Below are 12631 nucleotides of genomic sequence, written 5' to 3'. Positions count from 1 at the left end.
GCGGTGCGCTACCAGCACCACCGCACGGCAACGCCCTATCGGTAGTCCAACACGGAGGAGCATCGCAATCATGGCACTACGGAAAGTCAAGATGCTGACGGTCACCGCGCTCACTGGCATCGTCATCGCGGCAGGAAGCCTCGCCACCGCGGCACCGGCGGCGGCCGAGGGCGGGGGAAGTTGCTACATCAACTATGACGGGTGTCTCTACTTCGACCCGAACTACGCCGGTGCGGACTACGGCCTCCGGACCGATGTGGTCGATTTCGCGGGCGGGCTGTTCGCCTGCCAGGGTATGCACACCTGTGACGGCGACGGCCGGCAGCTCAAGAACAACGCGGCATCAGCCGCCAACTTCCTCGCCGGCCTGAACTTCTGTGTCTACTACAACTCATATTGGCTTGGATCTTCTGACTGGTTCGCGGCGTACAACCACGTAGGCTGGTACGGAAATCTCAATCACACCAATGGTGAGAACGCTTCGGATCACTTCTCGGGCGGTTCCTGCTGAAAGACAACGCCCCCGACGGCCGTCCCCACGCCAGCGGTCCCGTGTATTTCGCCAGACTACCCGCGAAGGGGCGGCCGTCAGGGCGTTGCGTCTTCAACCTGTCATCCCGAGCATTCACCTCAAGCGTACATGGAGCACTGGTATGGCCTCGAAGATCGCCGTGGCGAAAACAATCTGCACGACGATCGCGATCGCGACCCTCACGGCATGCTCGTCCGGCACCAGCCAGGGAACCGATCCGAAAGTGCCACCGCCTGTCTCCTCGACCGCGACAATCACGAATCCGGCGGGAAAGTCGCTGCCCATCGAGGCGTACGAGATGACCAACGACCAATATCAGAAGGTTGACGGAGCGCTCATGACGCTTCAGGTCTCCTGCATGAAGAGGTTCGGCTTCGACTATCGGCCCTACGCGGCGCCCGCGACCGGCCCCAACGGGCCGGACCGGAACGGCCGCAGGTACGGCCCGGTGGACCTGGCGGCAGCGGCCCAGTACGGATACCACCGAAGCGACGCGCTACAGAGCACCAGCCTGCCGTCGACACCGAAAATGAGCGACGCGATGCTCTCCGTGCTCGGCTCGGGTGGTGGACCGCAGGCAGCGGCCACAACCCCGGTCACCTACAACGGAATCGCCGTCCCCAAGGGCGGCTGCGCCGGTGAGGCCGAGAACAAACTCGGGATCGCGGGCAAGGACCTCGGCATGCACGACGTGGCTGCCCAGATCAACGCGGATGGTTTCAGCCACTCGCTGAACGACGATCGGGTCAAGAGCGCGTTCGCGGCATGGTCGGGATGCATGAAGGCGAACGGATACGACTACTCGACACCGAACGACGCCGCCAACGACCGGAGATGGGGGGCGTCGCCGACGCCGACACCCACTGAGATTGCGACGGCCACAGCCGACGTCAGGTGCAAGCAGCAGGCCAATATCGTCGGTATCTGGTTCTCTGTGGAATCCGCGTACGAGGAGCAGATGATAGACCAGCATGCTCCGGAGCTCGCCCAGGTCAAGAACAACATCAACGAGGCGCTTAGGAACGCTGCCGCCATCGTTGGCAGTGCGAATTGAGCTGTGGAGTACTCACTCCTGGCCCTCGGAGAAGCCTACGGCAGCCGGCGGATCCTCATTCTCCCTGATCGAGCGATACCCAAGTCGCATCGCTAAGCACGCATACGTAGTCTGAGTCCGTGGCGTCACGACAGTTTGCGCATTCATGACCTGACCGCGCGGAATCACGCGCAACCATCCCGATATCGGCGGGCCATCCGCGGACGCTCGCCTCACCAATCGCGGTCGAACTGCTGAATCCTTGCCAATGCAATTCGGCGCCTGATTTTCGCTGGACGAGAATCGGCGCCGGTTCATTCATCGACACGCCTAGCCGACCTGCCCGCTGGATCGTGGTTGAAGCAGGTCCGCATGCCAAAGCCGTCAACTGTGAAGACAACTACCAGCAACGCCTTTGGAGTCCGGCGGCGACTCCTTGAGGGAACGGGCGCCGTACCGCCGGCCAGTCGGTCGGCGGGTCGCCGCGCAGAGTCGCCATGTCCTCGGTCGGCCCTGCGCAGAAATATCGTTCAGGGGTGGAGAATTGCGTTCTACAGGAAGATCCAGGCGGCTGAGCCACGGCTGGGCGGTGGGAATGCTGTCAGTGGCGTTCGCCATTGGCACCGTCCAGACATCCGTTGCATCTGCGAGCCGGGCGCAGGTGGGAACGGCGTCATCGACGCGCCAACAGTTGTCATCCGTGCCGCCAGTACAGCCCTCCGGGGGCCGGACAGACCGAGTGAACGATCCGGACCACCTGCTGCCACCCGATTGGCGCAGCTCCAGCGACCGTGCAGTCCAGGTCGTCGGGAACGGCGACGGCCTGCATGTTCTCGTGGCGGACAGCAAGGACGCTTACCAGTGGCGTCAGGTGACGACGCTTTCGGAGCCGGGCCTGACTGAGGACCAGTGGATAGGCAACGCTTGTCTGACAGGTTCTGGTTCGCGCCTCGTCGTGAGCTACGCACCCCGCCAGGCGTCGAGCGACCAGGCGATGTTCGACCGCGGCGCCTTCACTGCGATCGTTGACCTCGGTACCGGCAAGGTGACCAAGCTGCCGGTCACCTCGACTCTCGCCTACTTCAGCCCGGGCTGCGGAGCCGGGGAGACCGCGGTGTTGACGCAGGAGAACTCAGGCACCGCACAGACTCGGCTGATCACCGTCGACGCGGCGGCCGGCACCATCGGCGAGCCCATCATCGTGGCCGGGCAACTGACGTCCGCGGTTCCGATCGGCGATCGGATCGTCGCCGCACAAGGCGCGTCACTGCGTCAGATCGACCGGTCCGGGGCGACAAAGGAGTTGGCCAAGACCGCCGGGCAGACCTTCGACCTGCATCCCGATGCCTCTGGCGCAGTCGTGTTCGTCGACCAGGACAAGGTCTCGGCTCGGGTAAAGCGCCTGGCTGTCGGAAAGATGTCAACGCTGGCCACTGGTCCGGCCGGTACCGTCGGCGCGACCGGAGGCGCGTCCGGCCGGGTATTCATCACCGGAAAGCAAGTCATGACTGGTGCGACGCTACCGAGCGGGGTGAGTGTCCTCCCCACCGACGTCCGAGCGACCGTCTCCGATCTTGGGCGGCTCGCGGTAACTTCCGCGATGCCGGCCGACATGGCCACCCGCATGGCGCAGTTCGGTGCTGTGCCGGCCGACACGTCGGCTCCGGCCCCCTTCGCGATCCACGGCGAGGTGGTCGGCAAGGGCTCCGTAGTCGACTTCTTGGTCGACTCGGATCAAGGATCTTCGGGCGCAGGCACCGCACCCACGCCGGCGCTGCTGCGGACAAGGCCTAGCAGCACGAAGGCACAGAGCGACGCCGAGGTCTCGGATGGCGCAAAGAGCCCAGGTACCGGGAGACCATCCGCTGATGCGACGCCGTCGGACGACGACACCCCGTCGCCAACCGACCCGACAGACGCAGACCGGGCGTGCTCGATCGAGCGCAACGACGTCGGCACACAGGTCTATCAGCCCACGCCGAACCAGGTTGAGTGGGCCGTCGACGACGCGGTCCGCGGAGTACTGACGGTGACGCGCTCGAAGGACTGGAAGAATGCTCAGATGCCGGCCGACTGGACACCACAGGGGCTGTTCCCATCGATTCCGCTGGTGGGTGCGGGCGGAGCTCCGCTCAGTGCGACCGCGCGAGTGCCGGCCCAGGTGATGCTCGGCCTGCTGGCGCAGGAGTCCAACCTGTGGCAGGCCACCGGGCACGCGCTTCCGGGCCAATACGGCAACCCGCTGATAGCGAACTTCTATGGCGCCGTGGTTTCCTCCGGCACGGGATTCGACCCCTCCTCGTGGGTCATCAATTGGGCCAAGGCCGACTGCGGGTACGGAATCGGCCAGGTAACCGATGGCATGCGGCGCCCGGGGCACGAGAAGCCTGGCGAGACAGCACTGCCCGCGGACAAACAGCGCGCGATCGCCGTGGACTACGCGACAAACATCGCGGCGAGCCTGCAGATCCTGGAAAGCAAGTGGAACGAGTTGCAGAGGGCTCCGCAACCGCTGACCATCAACAATGACGATCCTAGTAAGCTCGAGAACTGGTTCGCGGCCCTGTGGGACTACAACTTGGGCTTCAACCCGCCCGGCTCTGGCACCACCAGCCCCAGCGACTGGGGGCTGGGATGGGGCAACAACCCGGCGAACCCCAACTTCCCGCCGAATCGGCACGCCTTCCTGGACAACAACTCCTACTCCGACGCCGGCCACCCACAAGACTGGCCCTACGAGGAGAAAGTCCTGGGCTGGGCGGCGTGGCCGATCGACACCGGCCTGTCGTTCGACGACACCGGGAAGCAGAACGGCGGCAACACCCACGGCTACCAGGCCGCGTGGTGGAACCAGACCGACTACCGCACGAGCGTCAAACCACCGCTGAACACCTTCTGCGACGCCACCAACGGCTGCGACCCCGCCAACCCGCCGCAGTGCACAGATCACGCGTGTTTCGAGGCCGCGTGGTTCAAGAAGCCAGTCGCTTGGAAGACCTGCAATTCGGACTGCGGCAGCGAGACCATGACGTACAAGACGCTGCGCTCGGAGCCAGGTGACGCCAACACCACCAAATACCCCACGACCGGGGACTGCGATCCGAGCAAGGCGCCGGCAGGTACGCAGATCGTCAGCAACCAGCCGACCTTCCTGTGGCTGTCCTGTCCGGTCGGTTCGCAGTTCACCAGCGCCGGAACGTTCAAGTTCCAGTTCAGCTCGGACGCGAACGGCGAATACGAGGCGAAGGAGGATCTGCATCAACTCTCGGTCGGATTCGGCGGACACACGTGGTTCGCGCACACTCGGGACTCGGACCACGACGCAGGCGGGAAATTGACGATCACCGGTGTGTGGATGCCTACCAAGCGGCCCAACGGCTGGACCCGGGTCCTGGTGCACGTCCCGGCGGCCGGCGCGACCACGCAGCAAGCCCACTACGTGATCTCCCTCGGCGATGGCAATTCCAAGGACCGCTATATCGACACCCATTTGTCGAAGGACACCTGGGTGAGCTTGGGTGTGTTCAACTTCGTCTCCGGGGCCTACACCCCGGCCGTCTCGCTGAGCAACAGCACCTTGCCCGGCGACGGCACGGGCAGCGCCGACATCGCTTGGGATGCGGTGGGATTCCAGCCTCTGGCGGCGAAACCGAAGGACTTCGTCGTGCAAATGGGCGACTCCTACTCCTCCGGGGAAGGCGCTGAGCCTTATCTCCCGGGAACCGACGTCGGCCCATATGCCAGCATCGACACCTCCACATCGCCTGGCGCCAATTGGAACGCCTGCCGACGCAGCCAGAATTCCTGGATCCGACTCGCCGGCCTACCGAAACCCGACGGTTCTGTCGGCACCCCGCTGGGGACGCTCGCTGACAGCTTCGACAACAGCCTTGACTATCACACCGTCGCCTGCTCCGGAGCCTTCACCTATAACATCGGCAGTGAGCAGTCCACGCGGGTGCCGTTCGGCACGATCGGCCAGTATCACGAGGTCCGCCAAATCGATTCGGGTTTCCTGGACACCAACACGACCGTGGTCGCGTTGACGGTGAGCGGCAACGACGCCGGTTTCGCCGACGTCCTGACTGCGTGCGGTCACCAGACTTGCCCTTCCGATGCCGACGTGAAGGCCGGAATCGATCGCGTGGTCAACCCGCTGCGGGACACGTTGCAGGCCATCCATGGCGCCGCACCCAACGCCAAGATCATATTGATGGGCTACCCTGAGCTGGCCGGGGCCAACATGGACATATCCTGCAGCGTGTTCGGCGGCATCGGCCCGCAATTGAACAGCTGGGCGGACTATCTTGAGCAAAACCAGCTCAAGGCGGTAAACGCCGCGAAAGCCACGGGCGTTCCCGTCACCTTCTACTGGGGCAACGACGAGTTCTACCAGTACCGTATCTGTGATGGCGACCCTCAGGGAATCAACGACCTGGTCGCCGCTCCCACCGGCCCCGGCGACTTCTCCTGCCCCGACAGCGCTCTACCTTGCCCCAGCATGGAGAGCTTCCACGCGAACAACACCGGCACCAAGCGCTACGCCCTCGCCTTTCAGAAGGCTCTGGCGTCGGCATTGCCATAGCCCCAGAAGTAGCTTGAACTCGTGTGTGGCGCCGCGTTCCCGCGGCGCCACACCGGCCGCGAGAGGAAGTGATGAGGAAAACCCTGATCGTAGTGGGCAGCGTCGCCGCGGCCGCAGTCGTAGTCTACTTCGTGATTTTTGTTTCGGCTCTCCACCACTGGAGCAACACCAGCGCCAAGAACAAGTCGGCAGCAGAGGCCGAAGTCGACGCCGCCGCCCACACCGTTGCCAACCAGCTCAGCGCGGCGCTCCGCAGTTCTCCGCAAGACCTGGCCGACATGGCCGCAATAGCGCCCCAGGGCGTCAACGTGACTATCGGCGCACAGTCCGCCCCCGGCAGCCTCACCCTGACGATTGAGGTCACGAAGGCGTATGTCTCGCCGCCGCTCGGCCTTGGAAACACAGGACACTGTTATAAAGAGGTGCTCGTCGCCAATGAGCCAGGAGGCCCTGCGGCCCTGACCGAGATCTCCTGCCTACAGATGGCACCCTTGATCACACCGGGCCAGGTCATCTCTGCCCCTTGAAGTGAAGCTCTGCGACATTGAGCACTTCGCAGAGCCGGCTCTGAGGATGCAAGGCTTACGTTACCGGTGGCCCCGCTCTGGCAAGCGAGACCACCGGCGAAACCCCATTCGCACCACCGCACGGCAACGACCCATCGGTAGTACCGCAAAAGGAGCAAGACGAGTATGTCACGGCGGGGTCCTCGTCGTCAGTCATGACCGCCGCAAGTACTACCTGACCCCTCCCCTCGAAGTAGGGGGCCTGTCAGGGTCAATGTGCGGATTTTCTTCAGACCGCGTGGCTAGGCCGGGAGCAGTGCAGTCAGTCGCTCAGCCGGGGTTTCCCAGTCGAGCGTCTTGTATGGGCGGCCGTTGTATTCGGCGGCGACCGCGGCCAGGCCATCTGCGCTGTGGACCGACAGATCAGTGTCCTTGGGAAGGTGTTGGCGCGGCAGTCCCCACCGACTGCGACCAGGGTTTTGCGCTTTCGCCCGACATGTTTCTCCACAGATTCCCAGCTCAGGCGCACAGCACGGCCTGAGCGGCCTGGTCGACGGGCTCCCCGTGGAACGCCATGTTGTCGACGTCGAGCGTGACCGAGACGGCGAACTGGATGCGGCCGTCCGGCGATGAGTAGGTCACGGCGTTGAGGCCCGGGATGCTTCCTGCGGCGGGGCGCAGCGCGGGGCCGTTTCCGCACAGGGCGGGCGGGAGTTGGCCGCCTTGGGCAGGCGGTAGCTGACCGCCTTGGGCGGGCGGCGGCCCGGAAGGAGCCCCGGGCGCGTCGTCCGGTCTCCCCAGGTGCAGGAGGATCTCCTGCAGGTCGGCCGGGAGCAGGGTGCCCAGGTCGAAGGCGCGTTGGAAGGCGCTGACATCGTGGCAGGTCGAGACCGCGCTCTGGACTGCCCAGGTGCTGGCGTTGATCCGGTCCATGTCGTGGAGGCGGCCGGTCGCGTCGGGGAAGTAGCCGTGCGCGTGGACGCCCGAAATGCCCTGGGGCGGGCGGGTGGGCAGGTAGGTGCGGGTCATGCCGAGCGGGGTGAACAGCTTCTCGGCGAGGATTTCGGGCAGCGGTCGGCGGGTGACCCGTTCGGCGATCAGGCCGAGGAGAATGTAGTTGGTGGTGCTGTAGAAGAAGCCGCCGACGTTCCCGTCCCTGGGCTGTGTCCGGGACGCCCGGATCAGGTCGAGCGGCGGGTGGTAGGTGTGGAAGTCGAACGGGTCGAACCAGCCGCTGGGGATGAAGTCGGGGATGCCGGAGGTGTGCCGGATCAGGTTGCGCACGGTTATCTCGTCGGCGTGTTCCACCATGTCCTGCCGGGCCACCTCGGGCAGGAGGGTGGCGAGTTTGTCGGAGACGCCGAGCCGGCCCTCCGCGACCAGCTTCAGCACCGTCGTGGCCACCATCGCCTTCGTCTGCGAGCCGAGGCGGAAGCGGGCGTCGGAGCTGGGCGTCCCGCCCTCGCCGCGCAGCAGGCGGGAGCCCGACGCGCTGTGTCCGACGCGCCGGCCGTCGACGTACACCTCGCCGAGCGCGCCGACCACGCCGTCGGCCCGGGCCAGCACGTCCATGGCCTTCTGCACATCGCCGACGTGGACGTCCGGGGGCCCGGGCGAGTCGGTCGGCACGGGGTCGGCGACGGCGGCCCGGGTCGCGCCGGAGGCGGCCCACACCCCCGCGGCGGCGACGGGAACGACGCCGAACAGGCTGAGCGCGGTGCGGCGGGACATGGTCCGGTGCACCGGGGATTCGTGATCGGTCATGCCGCCAGACTGGTGGAACGGGCCGGGCTCGCACGTCTGCCGGAAGCCGCATCAAGTACTCCGTCGCAGGGCATACCCCGGCCCTGAAATATCTGTCCTGAGACAGACGCGTCGCGGACACGTCCGACCCTAGACTCCAGTGATCATGGGGCGTTCGATAGCGGTGGCGACCGTCGGCGTGTGCGTACTCGCTGTGATCTACGCGTTCGCCGTCCGACGGCGTCCGGCCTTCTCGCTCCCGGCTCTGGGCGCGACGCTGCTGGTGGCGGGCGCATGGAGCGGGTACTACGCGATGGCTGGAAAACCGGTGCCGGGCTTCCCGAGCGCCGTCGTCCGCATCGACGACCGGCCCGGACCGGCAGGCCCCGGCGGGGCGGCCGCCTTCCGGCAGGAGACGGTGTCCAATTCCTGGACCGCGGTGCCGGCGGTCGAGCTGGCGCTGTTCGGCGCCTGGTCGGCCGGGTTCGCGGTCCGCAGCCGACGGGCCCGGATCCGCCAGCTCCGGGCGCGCGCCGAGGACCTGGAGCGGGACCGCGACCGGCAGGCGGCCTTGGCCGCCGCGACCGAACGGGCCCGGATCAGCCGCGAGGTGCACGACGTGGTCGCGCACGGCCTGGCCGTCATCGTGATCCAGGCGCAGGTCGCCGGGGCGTCGCTGGACGATCCGCCCGAGCCCGCGCGGGCCGCCCTGGACGCCATCGTCGCGATCGGCCGCGATTCCCTCGCCGACCTGCGGAGGGTCCTGGCCGCGGTCGGCGAGGCGGACGACGCCGACGGCGGGGCGGACCAGGTATGGCAGCCGCAGCCCGGCCTGGCGCGGCTCCCCGCGCTGCTGGACCGGATGAACCAGGCGGGCACGGCGGTGCGCCTGAGCGTCGAGGGCGATCCCGTCCGGCTTCCGACCTCCGTGGACCGGTCCGTGTTCCGGATCGTCCAGGAAGCGCTGACGAACACCGTCAAACACGCCGGGGCCGGGGCGAGGGCTGAGATAGTCCTCGACTACGGCGCTTCGGAGATCAGCGTCGAGATCCGCGACGACGGACGCGGTTCCGCCGCCACCGTCCCCGACAGCCGCGCTCGCGGACTGGGCCTGCCCGGCATGCGCGAGCGGGTGAGGCTGCTCGGCGGCCGCTTCTCGGCGGGCCCCGGGTCAGAGGGCGGATTCGGGGTTCGCGCGACTCTTCCGCTGCGTCAGCCCGACCGCGAGCCCCGGACGCTCGCGTCCCGCCCAGGGCGAATCGCATGATCCGGATCCTCATCGCCGACGACCAGTCACTGGTGCGTGCGGGCTTCCGCGTCCTCCTGGAGAAGTCCCCGGATCTGCGGGTCGTGGGCGAGGCGGGCGATGGCGCCGAGGCGGTCGCGCTGACCGCCGAGCTCCGCCCGGACGTCGCCCTGATGGACATCCGCATGCCCGGCACCGACGGGGTCGAGGCGACCCGGCGCATCTGCGCCGATCCCCTGACCGCCCGGACCCGGGTGCTGATCCTGACCACGTTCGACCTGGACGAGTACGTCTACGCCGCGATCCAGGCCGGCGCCAGCGGCTTCCTGCTCAAGGACACCCTGGCCCCGGACCTGCTCAGCGCGGTCCGCACCGTGGCGCGGGGCGACGCGGTGACAGCGCCCAGCGTCACCCGCCGCCTGCTGGAGCGCCACGTCCAGACCGCCACGGCACCGCCCGCCGACGACGGCCTGAGCCGGCTGACCGAGCGGGAGCGCGAGGTGCTCGTGCTCATCGCCCGCGGCCTGTCGAACGCCGAGATCGCCGAGATCGCCGAACGGCTGTACCTGACCGACGGAACGGTCAAGACGCACGTCAGCCGGGTTCTGGCGAAGCTCGGTCTGCGCGACCGGGTCCAGGCGGTCGTCCGCGCCTACGAGTCCGGCCTGGTCCGCGTCGGAGGCTGACCTCGTGGTCCGGGGACAGCGGGTCTCAGGCCCCGGCCTGAAGCCGCAGTCCCGCCAAGGTCAGCTCCAGCGCGGCGAGGAACTGCTCCTTGTCGTCGTGTCCGGCGAACTCGTCGACGATCTCGCTGACGAACGGGAACTCCCGCGCGTCCAGCGCGCGCCAGGTGTCGGCGTAGCGGCCGAGGAACTCCTCGCGGTCCACGATGCCGTCGAGCACTTCCGGCGGCGGCTCCTGGCCCATGTCGACGGCGTTGCCGACGACGACGCCGACGACCGCCGACACGGCGTGGAACCGCTGGCGGGGCGTGAGGCCCAGGCGGAGGGTCTGCTGGCCCAGCTTCTCGTAGAGCCGCAGGGAGTTGCCCTTCACGTCGGTGTTGCGCATGAAGTACCCGCCGAGCCACGGCCGGTCGACGATCGCGTCGAACAGCGTCACCGCCATCGTGCGCAGGTCGTCGATCGGGTCGGCGGTGGCGGGCTGGGCCTCGATCTCGGTCAGGGCGGAGCCCAGGACGTGGTCGATCGCGCGGTCGAGCAGTTCGTCCTTGCTGGAGACGTACCAGTAGATGCTGCCGACGCCGGTGCCGAGGCGGGCCGCGAGGGCGCGCAGGGTGAGCGCGGACACACCGGCCTCGTCGAGCAGCGCCACCGCTCCGGCCAGGACCGCGTCCAGCGAGTGGGAGGCGCGTTGACGTCCTCGGGGAGGGCGCGCGGGGGGGTGCGGTCGCGGGCCTGTCATGTCCTCATCCAACCACAGTTCGCCGATTATCGAACGATGTTCTATGATAGAACAACGTTCCATACTCGATGGCGACCGGAAGGAGGTCCGACCATGACTGCCACTGCCAGCCCCACCGCGACCGCCACCACCCGCACCTACCCGTCCCTGCGCGCCGCCTGGATCCCCCTGGCCGCGCTCTGTCTGGCCTTCTTCGTGGAGATGGTCGACAACACGCTGCTCTCGATCGCGCTGCCCACCATCGGCCGCGACCTGGGCAGCGGCACCACCGCGCTGCAGTGGGTCACCGGGGCCTACTCGCTGACCTTCGGCGGCCTGCTGCTGACCGCCGGCTCGATGGCCGACCGCCTCGGGCGGCGCCGCGTCCTGCTGGTCGGCCTGGCCGTGTTCGGCCTGCTCAGCCTGTGCGTGGTCGCCGTCTCGACAGCCGGGGAGCTCATCGCGCTGCGCGCCGGGCTCGGCATCGCCGCCGCGGCGATGGCCCCGATCACCAACTCCCTGGTCTTCCGGCTGTTCGACGACCAGACGCTGCGCATGCGCGCGATGACCGTCATGATCGTCGTCGGCATGTCCGGCTTCGTCCTGGGCCCGCTGCTCGGCGGCACCGCCCTGGCCCACGTTCGCTGGGAGTGGCTGCTGGTGGTCAACGCCCCGATCGCGCTGATCGCGGCCATCGGCGTCCGGCTCGGCGTCGCCCCCGACCGGCCCGAGGACCTGACCCACGACCGGCTCGACCTGGGCGGCGCGCTCCTGTCCGTCGCCACCATCGGCCTCGCCTGCTACTCGCTGACCAGCGGCGTCGACCACGGCTGGCTCTCGGCCCCGACGCTGGCCTCGGTCCTGGGCGCCCTGGCCGCGGGCGTCGCGTTCGTCCGGCACGAGCGCCGCAGCAGCGCCCCCATGCTCGACCTGAAGCTGTTCTCCGGCGGCACCGTCCGCGGCGCGGCCATCGCCCAGGTCGGCACGTCGATCGCGATGGCGGGTGTGATGTTCGGACTGATCCTCCACTTCCAGTACGCCTACGGCTGGAGCCCGGTGAAGGCCGGCCTGGCCAACCTCCCGATCATCGTGACGATGCTCGCCGCGACCCCGCTGTCGGAGTGGCTGGCCAAGCGCTTCGGCCACCGCGTCGCCTGCCTGATCGGCGCGGCCTGCCTGGCCGGCTCACTGGCCGGCCTGGCCTGGGGCGTCTCCCACGGGTACGCCGCCATCGCCGTCTGCATGGTGGTGATGACCATCGGCCTGCGCACGGTCATGACCATCTGCGCGATCGCCCTGGTCAGCGCCATGCCGGAGAACCGCACCTCGATCGGCACGGCGCTGAACGACACGGCGCAGGAAGTCGGCAGCAGCATCGGCACCGCCGTGATCGGGACGCTGATCGCGGCCCTCGTCACGGCCACCCTGCCGGCCGGCGTCTGGAGCAGCGACCTGGTCTCGTCGTTCTTCCACGGCGAGCGGATCGCCTACGGCGTGCTGGCGGTCCTCGTCGGCCTGATCGCGGCGGGCGGGGCGCTCACGCTCACCGACTCGCACGAGACCGAGGAGCCGGCCTGAACCG

The 12631-nt window shown here is 67.7% G+C and carries 9 protein-coding genes and 1 pseudogene; 7 read left to right on the top strand and 3 right to left on the bottom strand.

What is annotated here, in order from left to right; translation table 11 throughout:
• Positions 1 to 70 precede the first annotated feature (70 nt).
• From ABD481_RS09380 to ABD481_RS09365, 4 genes are all read left to right on the top strand, one after another.
• A complete protein-coding gene (locus ABD481_RS09380; protein WP_344665168.1) occupies positions 71 to 511 on the top strand; it encodes a hypothetical protein in 441 nt (146 codons plus the stop codon).
• Positions 512 to 653: 142 nt separating this feature from the next.
• On the top strand, positions 654 to 1586 hold the full coding sequence (locus ABD481_RS09375; protein ID WP_344665167.1) for a hypothetical protein: 933 nt from the start codon (positions 654 to 656) through the stop codon (positions 1584 to 1586).
• Between the two features lie 718 nt (positions 1587 to 2304).
• A complete protein-coding gene (locus ABD481_RS09370) occupies positions 2305 to 6150 on the top strand; it encodes a golvesin C-terminal-like domain-containing protein (protein WP_344665166.1) in 3846 nt (1281 codons plus the stop codon).
• Between the two features lie 71 nt (positions 6151 to 6221).
• Positions 6222 to 6677, top strand: coding sequence for a hypothetical protein (locus tag ABD481_RS09365; protein WP_344665165.1), 456 nt, complete (start codon positions 6222 to 6224; stop codon positions 6675 to 6677).
• A 281-nt stretch (positions 6678 to 6958) separates the two neighbouring features.
• On the opposite strand, the pseudogene ABD481_RS09360 reads toward ABD481_RS09365, so the two are convergent.
• A pseudogene (locus ABD481_RS09360) lies at positions 6959 to 7114 on the bottom strand (IS30 family transposase); the annotation flags it as partial.
• A gap of 61 nt (positions 7115 to 7175) precedes the next feature.
• Positions 7176 to 8420 (bottom strand): serine hydrolase domain-containing protein, encoded by a 1245-nt coding sequence (locus ABD481_RS09355; RefSeq protein WP_344665164.1) that lies wholly within the window; start codon positions 8418 to 8420, stop codon positions 7176 to 7178.
• A gap of 145 nt (positions 8421 to 8565) precedes the next feature.
• On the opposite strand from ABD481_RS09355, the gene ABD481_RS09350 reads away from it, so the two are divergent.
• Together ABD481_RS09350 and ABD481_RS09345 are read left to right on the top strand one after the other, a co-directional pair.
• Positions 8566 to 9666, top strand: a complete 1101-nt coding sequence (locus ABD481_RS09350; protein WP_344665163.1) for a sensor histidine kinase — start codon at positions 8566 to 8568, stop codon at positions 9664 to 9666.
• Positions 9663 to 10331, top strand: coding sequence for a response regulator (locus tag ABD481_RS09345; protein WP_344665162.1), 669 nt, complete (start codon positions 9663 to 9665; stop codon positions 10329 to 10331). The genes ABD481_RS09350 and ABD481_RS09345 overlap by 4 nt, the downstream gene beginning before the upstream one ends.
• Before the next feature lie 25 nt (positions 10332 to 10356).
• Here ABD481_RS09345 and ABD481_RS09340 read toward each other — a convergent pair whose 3' ends face one another.
• Positions 10357 to 11070: a TetR/AcrR family transcriptional regulator gene (locus tag ABD481_RS09340; RefSeq protein ID WP_425559130.1), complete on the bottom strand. Its 714-nt coding sequence runs from the start codon at positions 11068 to 11070 to the stop codon at positions 10357 to 10359.
• A 93-nt stretch (positions 11071 to 11163) separates the two neighbouring features.
• On the opposite strand from ABD481_RS09340, the gene ABD481_RS09335 reads away from it, so the two are divergent.
• Positions 11164 to 12627, top strand: coding sequence for an MFS transporter (locus ABD481_RS09335; RefSeq protein WP_344665161.1), 1464 nt, complete (start codon positions 11164 to 11166; stop codon positions 12625 to 12627).
• The last annotated feature ends 4 nt before the right edge of the window (positions 12628 to 12631 follow it).

Origin of the sequence: Catenulispora yoronensis (assembly GCF_039531695.1) — a bacterium.
Classification (GTDB): Bacteria; Actinomycetota; Actinomycetes; order Streptomycetales; family Catenulisporaceae; genus Catenulispora; species Catenulispora yoronensis.
The sequence above is the reverse complement of the archived record's forward strand: the minus strand, read 5'-3'. Positions and strand labels throughout refer to the sequence as shown.